This is a genomic window from Campylobacter curvus (assembly GCF_013372125.1).
Classification (GTDB): Bacteria; Campylobacterota; Campylobacteria; order Campylobacterales; family Campylobacteraceae; genus Campylobacter_A; species Campylobacter_A curvus.
The window spans coordinates 550,363-566,689 of sequence record NZ_CP053826.1 but is presented as its reverse complement, the minus strand read 5'-3'; the positions used below and the strand labels follow the sequence as shown (position 1 = coordinate 566,689).

General features: G+C 44.1%; 14 protein-coding genes and 1 tRNA gene. 4 read left to right on the top strand and 11 right to left on the bottom strand.

Going from position 1 to position 16,327, the window contains the following annotated elements:
• Window positions 1-36 precede the first annotated feature (36 nt).
• Window positions 37-1,038: a hypothetical protein gene (locus CCVT_RS02710; RefSeq protein ID WP_018136853.1), complete on the top strand. Its 1,002-nt coding sequence runs from the start codon at window positions 37-39 to the stop codon at window positions 1,036-1,038.
• A 143-nt stretch (window positions 1,039-1,181) separates the two neighbouring features.
• Here the strand turns inward: CCVT_RS02710 and CCVT_RS02705 are convergent, their stop codons facing one another.
• The 5 genes from CCVT_RS02705 to CCVT_RS02685 are packed head-to-tail and all read right to left on the bottom strand — an operon-like array spanning window position 1,182 to window position 7,049.
• A complete protein-coding gene (locus CCVT_RS02705; protein WP_018136855.1) occupies window positions 1,182-2,510 on the bottom strand; it encodes a TRAP transporter large permease in 1,329 nt (442 codons plus the stop codon).
• 1 nt (window position 2,511) lies between these two features.
• Window positions 2,512-3,018, bottom strand: a complete 507-nt coding sequence (locus CCVT_RS02700) for a TRAP transporter small permease subunit (protein WP_011992008.1) — start codon at window positions 3,016-3,018, stop codon at window positions 2,512-2,514.
• A 9-nt stretch (window positions 3,019-3,027) separates the two neighbouring features.
• Window positions 3,028-4,371, bottom strand: a complete 1,344-nt coding sequence (locus CCVT_RS02695) for a sodium-dependent transporter (RefSeq protein ID WP_018136856.1) — start codon at window positions 4,369-4,371, stop codon at window positions 3,028-3,030.
• Window positions 4,371-5,702 (bottom strand): sodium-dependent transporter, encoded by a 1,332-nt coding sequence (locus CCVT_RS02690; RefSeq protein ID WP_018136857.1) that lies wholly within the window; start codon window positions 5,700-5,702, stop codon window positions 4,371-4,373. Before CCVT_RS02690 ends, CCVT_RS02695 begins: the two co-directional genes overlap by 1 nt.
• A complete protein-coding gene (locus tag CCVT_RS02685; protein WP_018136858.1) occupies window positions 5,703-7,049 on the bottom strand; it encodes a sodium-dependent transporter in 1,347 nt (448 codons plus the stop codon). It lies immediately after the preceding gene.
• Window positions 7,050-7,308: 259 nt separating this feature from the next.
• Here CCVT_RS02685 and CCVT_RS02680 point away from each other — a divergent pair, with 259 nt between their 5' ends.
• From CCVT_RS02680 to CCVT_RS02670, 3 genes are all read left to right on the top strand, one after another.
• The gene (locus CCVT_RS02680) at window positions 7,309-7,611 is read left to right on the top strand and encodes a F0F1 ATP synthase subunit C (protein ID WP_009650368.1); all 303 of its coding nucleotides are present in this window, start codon (window positions 7,309-7,311) and stop codon (window positions 7,609-7,611) included.
• 33 nt (window positions 7,612-7,644) lie between these two features.
• Window positions 7,645-7,729: transfer RNA gene (locus CCVT_RS02675), tRNA-Leu, on the top strand.
• Window positions 7,730-8,064: 335 nt separating this feature from the next.
• Window positions 8,065-8,244, top strand: coding sequence for a hypothetical protein (locus CCVT_RS02670; RefSeq protein ID WP_018136860.1), 180 nt, complete (start codon window positions 8,065-8,067; stop codon window positions 8,242-8,244).
• Window positions 8,245-8,470: 226 nt separating this feature from the next.
• Here CCVT_RS02670 and CCVT_RS02665 read toward each other — a convergent pair whose 3' ends face one another.
• Genes CCVT_RS02665 through purD form a run of 6 tightly spaced genes read right to left on the bottom strand, consistent with a single transcriptional unit; the run spans window position 8,471 to window position 16,122 of the window.
• Window positions 8,471-9,322, bottom strand: coding sequence for a universal stress protein (locus CCVT_RS02665; RefSeq protein ID WP_011992003.1), 852 nt, complete (start codon window positions 9,320-9,322; stop codon window positions 8,471-8,473).
• A gap of 17 nt (window positions 9,323-9,339) precedes the next feature.
• A complete protein-coding gene (locus CCVT_RS02660) occupies window positions 9,340-11,547 on the bottom strand; it encodes a polyribonucleotide nucleotidyltransferase (protein WP_018136861.1) in 2,208 nt (735 codons plus the stop codon).
• Window positions 11,537-12,244: a phosphoribosyltransferase family protein gene (locus tag CCVT_RS02655; RefSeq protein WP_018136862.1), complete on the bottom strand. Its 708-nt coding sequence runs from the start codon at window positions 12,242-12,244 to the stop codon at window positions 11,537-11,539. Before CCVT_RS02655 ends, CCVT_RS02660 begins: the two co-directional genes overlap by 11 nt.
• Window positions 12,244-14,430, bottom strand: a complete 2,187-nt coding sequence (locus tag CCVT_RS02650) for an LPS-assembly protein LptD (protein ID WP_018136863.1) — start codon at window positions 14,428-14,430, stop codon at window positions 12,244-12,246. Before CCVT_RS02650 ends, CCVT_RS02655 begins: the two co-directional genes overlap by 1 nt.
• Window positions 14,420-14,872, bottom strand: coding sequence for an RDD family protein (locus tag CCVT_RS02645; protein ID WP_018136864.1), 453 nt, complete (start codon window positions 14,870-14,872; stop codon window positions 14,420-14,422). Before CCVT_RS02645 ends, CCVT_RS02650 begins: the two co-directional genes overlap by 11 nt.
• Window positions 14,869-16,122: a phosphoribosylamine--glycine ligase gene (purD, locus tag CCVT_RS02640; RefSeq protein ID WP_018136865.1), complete on the bottom strand. Its 1,254-nt coding sequence runs from the start codon at window positions 16,120-16,122 to the stop codon at window positions 14,869-14,871. The genes CCVT_RS02645 and purD overlap by 4 nt, the downstream gene beginning before the upstream one ends.
• Window positions 16,123-16,327: the final 205 nt, after the last annotated feature.

The window sequence follows — 16,327 nt, the reverse complement described above, 5'->3', positions numbered from 1 at the left end:
TAATTTTATCACTGAATTTAGGCTAAAAGGCGGAAAATGACGATCGAGCAAATTTACAAAGAGCTAGATAAGATTAACGAGCTGACTAAAAAAGAGGATTTTTTATCCAAGCAGATCAAAGAGGCTCTTAGTGCAAAAGATGACGAACTGCTCGCGCAGATCAGCGAATTTGTGCTAAATGATGACTGCGAGAAATTTAATAGCGAATTTCGCGCATGGGCTTTACAGTGGCTGACGGAGCACATTATCGATAAATTTAATAACAATAAAGCAAGCGACGCTGATGCTGAAATTTTAGATGATTGTCTGTGGAAATTTAAGTGGATCGTCGCTGGTCTTGGTCAAAGTGCAAGCACGTCAAAAGAGAAGATTGAAGAGACAAATGAGATGATGAGGCGGCTGTATGAATACTTTGAGCTAAGCTTGGCTGCCTATCACAAGGCGCTCATGCTGCAAAACATCACGATGGGCGATGTGCGCGAGGCGAGGGTAAATTTTGAGCTGTGGCAAGGGCTAGCGCACGATGATATGAATGATTGTGAGGCTTGTGAGGCGAGCGATCTGACGCTTTATAATTACTTTGTCGGCAATTACGAAGAGGCGTTAAACGCAGCCCGGCCGATACTGCGCGGTGAGCTAACATGCGGCGAAGTGCCACATCTGACATACGCACCGGTGCTTTTTAGCATGATAAATTTAGGCAAGATCGAGGAGGCAAAAGCTCTGCTACCACAAGCCGCCAAAGTCATCAGCTCAGAGCCTCGCATGATAGAGCAAATGCCGCTACTGATCGAAGCTGCCGTTAGGCTTAATGAGAGACAAATAGCATGCGATCTAGCCAATAAATATAAAGATGTGATTTTGGACGATAACGACGACATGGGTGCACTTAGGCTATTTATCGCGATGTCGGTGTTTGACGAGCAAACATATGAGACGGCAAGTAGGGGCACGGCTAGCTTTGATAAGCGCGATCAAAACAGCTACTACTCGGACTACTTGCAAGAGTATTACACAAAATTTAGCAATAAGGGCTAAATTTAGCCCTTATCAGTCTCGTCCTCTTTTGGCATTTTTTAACGTCTTCGTGCGTCGGCGCTGGCTTGCTCCTCTAAAATGACGCCCAGCTCAGTATTTGAGCTATCACGAAATTTTGTTCTTCGAGCCGACATAGACACTCTTTATCTCATCAAGAAGTAACAAAAAAATGCCAAAACTATCAGCTGAATGATTATGAAAGGCACTACGCCCTTATATATCGAGCTGGTCTTTATCTGCGGCGGAGCGACCGAGCGCAAGAAAAATAGGCTAAATCCAAACGGCGGCGTCAGGAATGAGGTCTGTAGATTCATGGCTATTAGTATGGCAAAATATATCGGATTTATACCTAGACTGATCGCGATAGGCGCTAAAATAGGCAAGACGATATATGAAATTTCTACAAAATCTATAAAAAATCCCAGTACGAAGATCACGACCATGCTAAATATGACAAATCCCCATTTATCGCCCGGTAAATTCGTCATAAATTCTTCTACTATCTCATCGCCTCCGGTGTAAGTAAAAACGAGCGAAAATGCCGTAGCGCCGACTAAAATGGTAAATACGAGCGCCGTAGTTTTAACGCTCTCCTCAAGCGCTTCTCTTAGCATCGAAAACGAAAACGTCCTATAAAAAAGCGAAAGTAACACGGCTCCCACGCAGCCAAAGGCCGAGCTCTCAGTCGGCGTAGCGATGCCGGCAAATATCGAGCCAAGCACGCAGACAACGAGCAAAAGCGGCGGCAAGATAGCAGCAAGCGCTCTTAAAATTTGCCTCATCTTGCTCTCATCTACGCTAGACTCTACGATAGGGGCAAATTCGGGCTTTACGTAAGACACTATCAAAATATAAGCTACGTAAGCACCAACCAGCACGAGTCCGGGCACAAAAGCCTCGTGGAAAAGCTCGCCTACCGGGACTGAAAATATATCGCCTAGGATTATGAGGACGATAGATGGCGGGATGATCTGCCCCAAAGTGCCCGCTGCGCATATCGTGCCGCAGCCAAGAGACTGGTTGTATTTGTATTTTAGCATCACGGGCAGGCTTATAACGCCCATAGCGACTACGCTAGCTCCTACGACACCGGTGGATGCCGCGAGCAACGCACCGACTAAGACGGTGCTGATAGCTATGCCGCCACGAATTTCACCAAACAATAGCCCCATGCTCTCAAGCAGCCTCTCGGCTAGTTTTGATTTTTGCAAAACCACGCCCATGAAGACAAAAAGCGGCACGGCGATCAAAATTTTATTTTGCATGATGGAGTCAAATATCCTATAAGGCATGAAAGCGAACATATCTTTAAAAACTATAAACCCGCCAATCAGCCCATTTCCGTCACCAAAGCTCTCTATCATACCGCCAATCAGTCCAAATATCATCGCTACTGCAGCAAAGGTAAATGCGACGGGAAATCCTATACCAAGCATCAAAAGCGCGGCTAAAAACATCACTATACCAGCCATTTTAGCCCCTTTTCGCACTTTGGTAGAGATTGAAATTTTTAATAAAAAAGCCTATCGAAAAAAATATCAAAAGGTAAAAAGATATAGGGATGAAACTTTTTATTATCCAGCGGTAAGGAAGTCCGCCGGGATCGGCGCTGCCCTCGTTTGAAGTGTATGCTTCCATCACAAAATCGATCGACAAGGTCGAGACCAAAATGGCAAACGGTATTATGAAAATAACCGTTCCTATCATATTTACAAGCGCCTTCGTACGCGGGCTGAATTTCGCATAAAAAATATCGACGCGAACATGTGCGTCCTCTTTTAACGCGTAGTTCATGCCTAGCAAGAAAACGATCGCGAAAAAATGCCACTCAAGCTCTTGAAGCCCGACGTTGCCGTATTGAAAAAAATACCTTGAAACGACGTTAAAAGAGACGTCTATTATCATCAGTGCCATGATAAACATACACAAATAGCCGATTATATCGGCAGCCTTATCGAAAAATCTCTCGAGTCTTTGCATGATCAACCTTTAAGTAAAAAACAACGAATTCATCATAACGCAAAATACGCAAATAGGCGCGACGAAACGAAGCAAGAAGTACCAGACGTTAAACACCCAGTCGCTCATATAAGGGCTAAAAAGCGTATAAAGCGCTTTGCGTTTCATAAAATAACCAACGAATATCGCCTCTAAAATTCCGCTTATCGGAAGCAAGACATTAGAGGCTGTGAAGTCTAGGAAATCGAAGAAATTCTTGCCAAAAAATAAAATTTTATCGCCTATATTTTCTATATTTGCAAAGACGCACATGAGCCCCACGACAAAAACGCCCGCACCGACTATAGTGAGCGCCTTTTTGCGGCTGATAGAATACTCTCTGATAAGAAAAAATACGAACGGCTCGACTATCGAAATAGCCGATGTTATACCGGCAAATATGAGCGCTACGAAAAATGCGACGGCTAGGATGTTGCCCGCAAAGCCAAGCTTTGCAAACAATGTCGGTAGCGAGATGAATACAAGCCCCGGTCCTTGAGCCGGCGTGGCGTCGAATTCAAATATAAACGTGAAGATTACTAGCCCCATCATTATGGCTAGCGTGATGTTTATGAGCACGACGCTTATCGTGGAGGTGCTTAGATTCGTATCGTCACTTAGGCTAGCTGAATACGTTATGATGGCCGCCATGCCAAGGGAGAGCGTCCAAAATGCAAGCCCAAGCGCCAAAAGTAAGGAATTTATCGAAATTTTACTAAAATCGGGCACGAGTAAAAATTTAGCCGACGCGACGAACCCGTCCATCGTAGCCGAGTAGCCAAGCATTATCAAAAGCATTATGAATAGGCTTGGCATCATCCAGACATTAAGCTTTTCTATACCGCTTTTCACGCCCTTTGACAAAACGTAAAAGCATAATGCAAACGCCGCGATGAAGCAGATCGTCTGCTCCCCGGCATCCTTTGTGATAAGCTCGTTAAATATCGCCTTAGAGCTTTCGATATCGCTTGGCAAAGAGCTAAAAGATAGAAAAAAATACTTTATCACCCAGCCGATGATGACTATGTAGTAGCAAGATATGATCGCAGCCGTGACCATGGCTAGAATTCCCACGTATTGCCATAAATTTTTATGTTTATCGGCAAGCTTTCTAAAGGCATTGACACTGTCGCTCTCGCTTAGCTTGCCTATACTAAGCTCGGCCATAAAGATAGGCACGCCCACCAAAAAGCAGATGACAAGATATAGTAGCACGAACGCCGAGCCGCCGTTCTCGCCAACCATATACGGGAATTTCCACGCATTGCCAAGGCCAACGGCAGAGCCCGCGACCGCCAAAACATAACCGATCTTAGAAAACTGTTCTTTTGCCATTACATTATCCCTTTAACTAAAACTAAAAGCACGCAAACAGGCGCTATATAACGAAGTAAAAAATACCAAATTTTAAATATCGTCTCGCCCATATAAGGCACGAAAAGCGCCCTTAACGACTGAAATTTCATAAAATACCCCACAAAGACCGCTATCACGATACCTCCAAGCGGTAGCATGATGTTTGAGCTGATATAATCGAGCCAGTCAAAAAACCCTTTACCAAAAAACGTCAGCTCGTCTTTAAAATCCGTAACACCGGATAACGCACAAAGGACGCCAAGCATATATACCACCGCACCTACTATGACGATCGATCTTAATCTGCTAAGACCGAAATTTCGGTTTAGATAAAAGATAGCAGGCTCTACCATCGATATGGCCGATGTAAGACCCGCAAATATAAGCGCCACAAAAAACGTAAAACAAAGCACGTTGCCAAGCATACCGAGCTTTGCAAACAATGTCGGCAGCGAGATGAAAGCAAGCCCCACACCTTGAGACGGCTTAGCACCGAATTCAAACACGAAAGTAAATACGATAAGGCCGATAATGACGCTGATGATGATGTTTAAAAACACGACGTAAAGCGATGAGGTGAATAAATTCGTATCGTCATTTAGACTCGATGAATACGTAAGCACGCAGCCTATGCCTATACACATCGTAAAAAATGCAAGTCCAAGAGCCATAAATACACTCTCCGAATTTATCTTGGAAAAATCAGGCACCAGCAAAAACCCGACCGCCTCGTCAAAGCCGTCCATACTCATCGAATACCCAAGCATCAGCAGTAAAAGCACGAAAAGTGTGGGTATGAGCCATAGATTTATGCGCTCTATGCCGCTTTTCACACCCTTTGTCAGCACGAAAAAATAGGCCAAAAACGCCAAAGTGAAATATAAAATTTGCTCACTTGCATTTTGCGAAGTGAAATTTTCAAAGAGCGCTGCGGAGGAATTTATATCTTTTGGAAGTGCACCCAGGCTCAAGACGGCGTATTTTATGACCCAGCCTATGATGAGCGTATAAAACGAAGCGACGAAAATCCCGGTTATCATAATGATACCGGCATATCCCCATGCCTTCTGGTTGGGTGGGGCGAGCGAGCGAAATGCATTTACGGTATCACTGGCTGAAATTTTACCCATAGCCATCTCGGCAAAAAATATGCTAAGCCCGACGATGAGCGCAAAAAATAGATACACGAGTACGAACGCCGAGCCGCCGTTTGCGCCGACCATATAGGGGAATTTCCACGCATTGCCAAGGCCGATAGCCGCTCCTACGATAGAGAGAATGAAGCCTATTTTGCTAAATTTTTCGCTCATTTATTTGCCTAAAATTTGATAAAACATTATTATGAAAATAGCGATAGGCACTAAAAATCGTAGCGCGAAATACCAAATTTCAAACCAAAATTTACCCATAAAATCGCCAAAGAGAAAGAACAGGCCATCTTTTTTCAACACCCAGCCTACAAAGGCGCTAAATATTATCGCACCGATTGGCATCATTATATTTGACGTGAGATAGTCCAACGCATCGAACATCGGCTTGCCAAATACACTGAAATTTTGAGCTGTAGGCTTGTAATACGAAAGCACGCAGGCTATGCCTAGCACGTAGACCAAGATTCCTATATAAACGAGCGCTTTTTTGCGCGTGAAGTCAAATTTTCTAACAAGATAATAAGCAAACGGCTCTATCATGGAGACCGCACTCGTCACTCCGGCAAAAAGCAGCGATACGAAAAACGCCACAGCCATGACATTTCCTATTACGCCAAGCTTTGCAAAGAGCGTCGCTAGCGAAACGAATATCAGTCCCGGACCGCCTTGCGTCGTGTCGCCTCCGTAGGCAAATATAAAGGTAAAAACGACTAGCCCCATCATTATACCTATCAATATATTTATAAAAATGATAGAAAGGGTCGATTTTATGAGATTCGTGCGCTCGGGTAAATTTGCAGCGTAGGTCGGGATCACGCCAACACCCATGGAAAGCGAGAAAAAAGCGAGACCGAGCGCTTGTAGGAGCGTATCTGCGCTTATAGCGTCAAAATTTGGCACGAATAAAAATTTCGCAGCCTTCACAAAGCCATCGCTCATCGTAAGCGAGTAACAAAGCATGCCAAACAGTAGCACGAACAAGCTTGGCATCATCCAGACGTTAAGCCTTTCTATACCGCTTTTTATGCCTTTTGAAACCGCGAAAAATACGATCAAAAATACGATACTAAAACATAAAATAGCGCTGAATGCGTCGTTTGTAAGCAGACTGTCAAATTCGGCTCCGGCTTGTTCGTTCGTCACAGGAAGCTTACCAAAGCTTAGGTAGATGTATTTTAGTATCCAGCCGATCACGACCATATAAAAAGAGGCTATGAGCACCGCACCTATCATGAAAAATCCTGACAGCGACCATGCTCTTTTGTGCTTTGGAGCGAGCTTATAAATCGAGCTTACGACATCGCTCTCGCCGAGCTTTCCTATGCTAAGTTCAGCCAAAAATGCGACGAACGCGACGCAAAACGTCAAAACCAAATATAAAACTATAAACGCCGAGCCGCCGTTGTTGCCGACCATAGTCGGGAATTTCCACGCATTGCCAAGGCCGACGGCAGAGCCGGCCATAGCAAGGACGAAGCCTATTTTGGAGAATTTTTCATTTATCATTTAAGCCCTAATTTAAATCCGAATTAAATAGTTTCGACGATACCATAAAAAAACTTTTATTTTTCTAAGCTCGCGAATTTTCAATGGCTTTTAAAATTTTGATGTTTTTATTTGAAACAAATTTATAATCGTTATTTCATCACTTAGTCAAAAACAGCCTAAATTTTAAGAAAAACAAAGCTTTATTTTTGTATGATACGGGCTTAAAAGTTTTAGTAGGGGACAGATCCGAACGAGCTTAAATCACAAAGGAGCAATGATGAAAAAAATCGTTTTATTGATCGTATCTCTTGCTGCGTTCGCTTTTGGAGCTGACGGCGAGATGATCAGATCGTATTCTGTTATCGCAGCCGGTATAGGCCTAGGTCTTGCAGCTCTTGGCGGCGCTATCGGTATGGGTAACACCGCAGCGGCTACTATCAGCGGAACAGCCAGAAACCCTGGCGTAGGCAGCAAACTTATGACTACGATGTTTATCGCGCTTGCGATGATCGAAGCACAAGTCATCTACGCACTTGTTATCACACTGATCGTTCTTTACGCAAACCCGATGCTTGGTTAAATTTAGCCCGAATTCGGGCTAAATTTCATATCCGCGACCATGGTGGAATTGGTAGACACGCTATCTTGAGGGGGTAGTGCCGTTAGGTGTGCGAGTTCAAATCTCGCTGGTCGCACCACTTTCTTTACTACTTCGATATAAAGGGCTTTAAAGCCACTTTTACAGATATCAAATATCCTAAGTTTTGTTTATGTTTTGTTTGATGTATCCGTTTTTGATACACAAAACGATACACAAATATAATCATTATTTCGATTTGGGATTAAGAATTTATGCACTCACTTTTAAAGACTAGTGGCGGATACTATAAGATAAGGCTAAGGGTGGCTAAAGAGCTACTGCCGTTTATCGATAGGCTAGAGGTACTTTACGGTTCATTAATGATTTGAATAAATGTCTTACTAACCAACAAATATGCTAAAATACGCAAGAACACTATAAGGAGCTAAGGCTATGCAGAATATCATCAGCAAAATAATAGCATTTAGTAAGCAGCTGGCTACAGACACTAAAGAGCGGACACAAATAGACGCTTTAGAGGATATAAGACAAGAGATAAAAACAGACTTTGAGGCTTTTAAGAGAGGCGAGCTAGAGGCTGAACCTCTTGGCAAAGATTGGGAGTATCTTTAGGCGTGGTTGTAAAGCAGTCAAGGCACTTCAAGGCAGAGCAAAGAGGGTGGCTAACCATTAAATTTTGTTGGTGATGGCGTTATTTTATAAAAACAGTCTATGAAGCATTTAAAAGTGTTCATTTTTTGATTTACTTATATGCTTACTTTTAAAAGCTAATAGCCAATCAAAATAAGAACAAAGAAGCTTAAAGTAGATATTTGGCAGGATCACCCTGCCATAAATTTTACATAAATACCGGGATCGTAGTATGCTCTAAGAAAAATCTCGACGTTCCGCCAAGCACCATCTCCATGAGTCCGTTTTCTCCGTGCCTACCTGCTACTATGAGATCCGAATTTGTATCTTTTGCGACCCTTAAAAGCGCCTCTCCCGGGATAGCCGTCGTATCTATGACCTCAAAAGTCGCGCTTATGCCATGAAGCTTGAAATACTCCTCAAGCTTTTTAAGGTTTATCTCGGCATTATCACCCAAGCTAGCCTTAGATGTTATGCAGTGCACCTTCTTGGCACGCTTTAGTAGATCAAGCGAGCTCGTAAGCGCTCTTGAGCTCTGCGGTGTCGCAGTCCAGCTGACCAAGATATTATTTGCGCTAAATTCGTGTAAATTCCTAGGTATGGCGATGACGTTTTTACCGCTTTTGATGACCGCAGACTCGAATGTCCCGGTTATCTTGCCGTCTATCGGCACGGCAGCTACGACCATATCGCAAAATTTAGACTCTTGCTCGACGATGGCGCTACGTTTCCCTTGATACACGACGAATTTTGCGGTGCACTCTCCCTCTATCACTTCATCGCTTATTTTTATGTTAAGCTCACTACAAATTTTATTAAATTTTTTCTCATTGAGCTCGTGTTCGACGGCGAGCTCTGCCTTGGCAGACTTTAAAAATTCCTCAAAAAGCACACCTCCGCGAAGCGTCATTTTCATGTTATAAACGACACTTGGATCAAGCTGGCAAGTCAAGACTTCGATATGGGTATTAAACCATTTCGCGACCTTCAATGCACCGTATATGCGCGGCTCTATGTCATCTCCGGCACCGATTGGAAACAATATCTTCTTATATTTCATGCCCGTCCTTTTAAAATTTATTCGACCAAAGAGAGTGAAATTTTGTTACCTTTTTGTTCACTCACACATACTTTCAGCCTATCGCCTACATTTAGCGGCGTTTTGATCTTTGAGATATGAAGTAGTCCGTCTACGCCGTCTTTTAGCTCTATGAACGCTCCAAAATCCACAACGCTTTTTACTACTCCGTCAAACTCATCTCCTATATTAAATGTCGGCTTTTGCCTATCTTTATCGCGCCTGTCGTGTCCGTGCGGCTTTTTACCAAAGCCTCTGGAATTTTCTTTTGACGTGATAGAGATTATATAGTCTTTCGCCGCATCGACATTTTTCTTTGCACCGCCTGCGATCTTGACCTCGCCCTTTTCTCTGTCAAGGTCTATCGAGACCTCGAATCTCTCAATGATCTCTTTTATTGTTTTGCCGGCTTGCCCGATGATATCGACTATCTTACTAGGATCGACGCTAAAGAGCTCTAGTTTTGGTAACACATCCTCATTTACTTCTATTTTGCTATCGGCTTGATGCATTAAATTTAATATATGCTCGCGGCCGCGCTTTGCTTGATAAAGCGCTTCTTTAAGCACCTCAAGGCTGATACCGCCAAGCTTTATATCCATCTGAAGTGCAGTTATGCCCTCACTTGAGCCCGCTACCTTAAAGTCCATATCTCCGTCATGATCCTCAAGTCCCATTATATCGGTCAAAACAGCGTGCTTATCACCTTCAAAAACAAGTCCCATAGCAACACCGGCGACTAGCTTTTGAGTATCCACACCGGCTGCGCGAAGTGCGAGAGCACCGCCACAAACACTAGCCATCGAGCTAGAGCCGTTACTTTCTAAAATTTCAGAAACAAGGCGTATGGTATATGGAGAATTCACGTCTATACTAGGAGCAAGCGCGCGTTTTGCGAGATTTCCATGTCCTAGCTCGCGCCTACCGGGTGCTTTTAGCGGGCTTGCTTCACCGACGCTAAATCCCGGGAAATTATAATTAAACATAAATTTCTCTATGAGGGCCGTTTTTTCGGTCAATATATCATACATCTGCGCATCGCCGTCAGTGCCAAGAGTAGCTACTACCAGAGCTTGCGTCTGACCGCGTGTGAACAAGCATGAGCCGTGCGCATTTGGAAGCACATTTGTCTCTATGCTGATAGGTCTGACCTCATCAAGCGCGCGTCCGTCGGCTCTGACGCCTTCATTTATGATCTGCTCTCTTACGATCTTCTTTTTATATTTACCAAGGACGTTGCTTATCACGCCCTCTTCCCAGCCCTCTTTTTGTGCGACTTCATCGCTTGCTATTTGCTTTGCGATCTTGCCAAGCTCGCTTGCGCGCTCGCTCTTTGCCATTTGGTTGATAGCGTTTTTCACGTCGTTTTTATAAAATTTATCGATATAAATAGCGATATTTTCGTTTTCTATCTCGGGCTTTAGCTCCAAAACCGCGTCTTCTTTTTTATGCTCTTTAAAGGCCTCCTCGTAGGCATTGCTGGCGCGTAGTATCGCTTTGCCGGCAAAGTCTATCGCCTCTACTATCTTATCCTCGCTAAATTCGTTCATATCTTGCTTTTGAGTTATGCTATCGTTTAGGCTAGGATCCATCATCGGATCGATCGCGATTATAGGTATGATCTGTGAGCTTTGCTGAGCTATGCTCCTCATCTCTATCATCAAAAGCTCGTCTTTCGTGCCTGCTACATAAAGATCGAGTGCGCTTGATTTTAGCTCGCTGTTGCTAGGATTTATCACGAATTTATCGTCTATGTAGCCTACTCGCACACCGCAGACCGGGCGATTTACCGGGATATCGCTAAGATAAAGCGCTACGCTTGCGGCATTCAAGCCTACCACTTGCAAATCAACTTCAGGATCGGCCGATAACACCATGACTACGATCTGAGTCGGATATGCGTAGCCTTTTGGAAAAAGCGGACGAAGAGAGCGATCGATGATGCGCGCCGTCAAGGTCTCAAAGTCGCCAGGCTTAGTCTCGCGTTTGACATAGCCGCCCGGAATTCTGCCTGCGGCATACGCTTTTTCGATGTATTGCACCGTAAGAGGTAAAAAGTCCTCCTCGACCTGCACGTCATCGCGTGCGACAGTCGCTAAAACCACGGTGTTTTTCACACGAAGCATCACCGCTCCAGCCGCTTGTTTGGCGACTTTGTTTAGATCGAAAATTTCGACCTGATTGTTGACTTCTATACTATATTGCATTATTCTTTTCTCCTTGTTGTTTTTGCAGTGGTAAGTAATAAGGGCTATCTTCCAAAATAGACATTATCCGCTCGCCCGTAGCCTCTATCTTTTTATCATAATACGAATCCACATCGATGAAATTCACGATTTTGTTGACCGTGTAAATTTCATCTACCATATCGCTAAGGCTGGCTGCGACATCAGTCGCTATCACAGGCGTGGCGTAAGCGATAGATTTTACCTTTACGTCCATCAGCGTCTTTATGCAAACCAGAGCGGTCAGTCCCGTCTCGCAGCCCTCGTCGATGAGCAAGATATTTTTATCTTTTAGCTCGCCTATCAAATTTCCTTTTCTATATTTATAAACGTTTTTTAAAATTTTCTCCTCATATTTTCTATGCGCCTCGCCGTAGACGAAGTCGTAGCTGATATTAAACGCGCGTATGAGCTCGTCGTTTAGCACGATATCCTCGGTCTCGCTCACGATCGCTATGTCACATTCAGGGTTATTTGGCGCGGCTATCGGCTCGCTAAAAAGCATCTCGTAGCTTAGTGCGAGACTCCTGCAAACCGCATCTGTCAAGATGACCGAGTCAAGCGACATACAAACTACGATAGTTTTAGCGTCTACCAGCTCCTTTTTAGGCAAAATTTCAACCAGCTTCGCCGCGGCTTCTAGCTGATCTTTGAAATTTACGACATTATTTTCAGCCATCAGTTGCTTCCGCTGCTTTGATCTTTTTGGACCGAAAAGTCATAATGCACCCCGCCCATCGGATAGAAATTCACCGTGAAATAAACGCCGTTTTTCCTAGTCATCGCAGAGCCGCTGGTAGTAGTAGTTGGCTCTATATCTTTTTGAAAGATCAGTCCGTAGTTCCAGCATTTTCTTTGATGCAGCACTCCTACGCGCCAGCTCTTGGTATAGTCTCGCTCTAGATCGTATTGAAGACCGGTAACGAGCCTATACTGCGCAGGTAGCTTGAGGCTGGCCGATGTCGTGAGATAGCTGTCTTTATCTGCGTTTGAATTCTTCTTCATAGTATGCAAGATGTTCGCCGTAAAGCGCTCATGTGTATAAGTGAGGCCGCTTTGAAGCTTTTTAAATTCCTTATCCGTGTGTGAGTATTCGAGCCTATTGTAAATGCTTAGATTGCTAAACGGATAAAAATAGATCGCATTTTTTAAATTCGAGTATTTATCATCATCGGTGTAATATCCCTGCGAAATGCTGTGACGCAAAAATTTCCTGCCCTCGGAGGTGTAAAAATATTGCGTCGCGTATGCCGAGACCTCCTCTTTGTTTTTCTCTTGAGCGAGGAAATTTTCATACTTTCCTGGCATATAATCTTTACCGTTATCTTTACTATAATCATAATCATCACTATATATAAATTTATCGTCCAAGCGGCCTTTGTTGTATCCTGGTATAAGATACTCGGTACCAAAATTTATAGTATGGAAAAAGCTCTCATAGGCCTTTGCAAGGTCGGTGTGAAGCGTGAATTTATGATAATTATTCACGTAATCTGCCGTCTTGTCTTCGCCATGATCGGTAGGGCCTGTTATCTTATCCGCATAATTTATATGAGATGCGTATAAATTTTCATAAAACGAAAACGTCGCAAGATCGTCAAATAGCGGGATATGCAAAGATATCGGCAGCGTGAATTCATACTGAGTTGCCGTCACGCCTATCCTGCGGTCATATCTGTGAGACTGCAGATCAAGCGAATACAAAATATTTGGCAAAACGATATTATCGGTAAATTTATGATACTGAAGCGTCGGAAGTTCTTGTAGCGTGTCTTTGTTTTCGTTTTTGCTACCTATCTTTTCGGTATCGATGTAGTATTTTGCGTATGCGCCCAAATAATGCTTATCGTTTGCGATGAAGTAGTTAAATTTAGAGGTCACCAGCGAGTCATAATCGTCGCCTTGACCCTTTAAATTTAGATACTCTATGTCATTTAGCTTTGTCGCATCTATCCAAAGCCCCTCTTGCAGGTCAACCTCCGTAAGATACTTCACGAGCTTATCGCGCTCGTAGTTAAACCCGATGCCTTTGTGGGTCTTGTTTTTTAAATTTGCGTTATTTGAGTTTTGACTTTGCTGTTTGTTGCGGTAGCTTTGCTTGTCCGTAAAGGCTCCAAAGCTTATCGCACCTCTAGAATCAGGCGAATCGGCAAACCTGAACGCTCCGTAAATTCCAGTGCCCCTAGAGGTGCGGATCTGCGGGTCAAGCTCCAAGTCCCATTGATTATAAGGAGCGAAATATATCGGCTGTTTGTAGTAAAATCCCTCTTTTTTGCTATATCCAAGCTCCGGTGGCAAAAGCCCGGTCCTGCGCGTAGTATCGGTCGAAAATCCAAAATACGGCAGATAAAATACTGGCACGGAGCCTAGATGAAAGACGGGATTAAACATGTGCAAGAATTTGCTTTGTTTGTTTAGCATCGCCGAGCTTGAGGTTATGCTCCAGTCGGGGTCTTGGACATTGCAGCTTGAGACGATCGCGCCTTTCGTACGGTAATACTCGCTGTCAGAGCTGCTCTCGTCGCTCCTCATCCAGACTTCCATATCTTTGTTCATCATAAAAAGCGCTTCAAAGGCGCTGTCGTTATTTTTTAAATTTAGCTTGGCGTAGTTGGAGCGTGAAATTTCGCTTTTGCCTTTCATCATATTTACGTTACCGAAAAGCTCGATTATGGAGCTGTTTTGATCGTATACTGCGCAGTCTGCCGTGACTAGATAGTTTTGCGAATAAACGACGACGTTTTTGTTCGCGGTCACGATGCCGTTTTCTTGTTTGACGTCATCGGCTAAAAGCTGCACATCCTCGGTAGCGGCAAATGCCTGTAAAAGGCAAAGTGAGATAAAAATGAAAATTCTAAAGAACATCTACGACGACCGTTCTTGCTATCTTGTCGTGCCATGTTTGGCGCGCCTCATTGCCAAAAGCCCACGCAAAACCCAGATAAAAGCACGCTTCGCCGACGACTCTCATCATGGCCCTAGATAGGCTTGCCATAAAGCTTGGCTTGTCCAAAATTTGAGCATCGATGCAGACTATCTTAAAAGCCATCTTACCAAGGCTCGCCCCATAATACCACGTAAAAAATGTCTGATATAAAATTTTTAGCACCATAAGCTGCCAAATGAGGCTAGAAACCAGCGCTATGACCTGCTCGTAGGTGTTTGCCGTGTTAAATGCGTCCCAGTAGATCGCCATAAACAAAATGCTTATCAAAACCTCATCTACGCAATAAGCGTAAATCCTCTTTGAAAAGCTCGCCAGCGAGATGTTTTCGCGCTCTAGTTTCTCTACCAGACCCATGTTCATTTAAGCACCTGCCAAGCGATATCTTTGCGGTATTGCATGCCGTCAAATTTCACGTTTTCACAAAGCTCATACGCCTTGTCGCGAGCTTGTTTTATGCTCTTTGCACATCCGACGCAAACGAGCACTCTCCCGCCATCAGCATAGATCTCGCCCGCCTCCTCGCTCACTCCGGCGTAGGCTACGTGAGAATTTTGCGGGATATTTTTTATATTTATCCTTGCTTTAGGGGTGCTTTTATATGGATAATTTTTACTTGCCATCACGACCCCTACGGCAAATTCATCTTTTAGTCTAAAGTCTATCTTGTCTAAATTCCCGCTGGCGGCGTTTAGTAAAATTTCACTTAAATTTGCGTCTATTAAAGGCATCAAGACCTCACACTCCGGATCTCCGAAACGAACGTTAAATTCAAGCACCACAGGCTCGCCATTTACGATCATGAGCCCTACAAAAAGCACTCCGCAAAAGGGATTGCCCTCAGCTTTCATGCCTCTTAGCGTCGGTGCTACGATCTCGTTTTCTACGCGTTTTATGAGATGAGGAGTCGCTAGCGGACTTGGTGCGTAAGCCCCCATGCCGCCGGTATTTGGCCCTTCGTCGTTATCTAAAAGTCGCTTGTGATCTTGCGCCACAGGAAGGCTGAAGAAATTTTCCCCGTCGCAGATGGCAAAAAAGCTGAGCTCAAATCCATCCAAAAATTCCTCGACCACTACGCGTTTGCCGGCCTCGCCAAAGCTATCTCCGCTTAGCATATCGCTAACGGCGGCCTTTGCTTCGTCATGAGTTTTTGCGATTATCACGCCTTTGCCTGCGCATAGACCGTCAGCCTTTACGACCACCGGCACGCTTAAAGAGTCTATAAATTTAAACGCTTCGTTTTTATCGTCTGTGTTTAGATATTTTGCCGTTTTTATGCCGTTTCTTGCTAAAAAATCCTTCATGAAAGCCTTACTCGCTTCAAGTCTCGCGGCGGCCTTGCTCGGTCCAAATATCAAAAGCCCGTGCGCCTTAAAGACATCTACGATCCCCTCGCTTAGCGGGGCTTCCGGACCTACGATGGTCAAATTTATATCGTTTCGTTTGGCAAAATCCGCCAGCTCGTTGTGATTTTTTATCTTTAAATTTTCACCAAGTTCAGAGGTGGCGCCGTTGCCTGGCGCAAAGTAGAGTTTGGGAGGATTTTTTTCGCTTTTTAGCTTCAGGGCGATGGCATACTCACGGCCGCCATTTCCTACGATGAGGATATTCATATTGTCTCCGTAAATTTAAAAACCCAAGTGAGCGTCGCATAAAAGAGTGGCCCGTAAACAAAGCCAATCTTGCAAATAGACAAGCGCCTCAAGGTTGCAATCTCTCGCGCTTTCGCACTCAAACGAAATCACATCGCATAGCACCTGTACGTCTTCGCTAACATAAAAGTGTTGGACCCCGTAAAATGCTGACTCGCTTCACTCA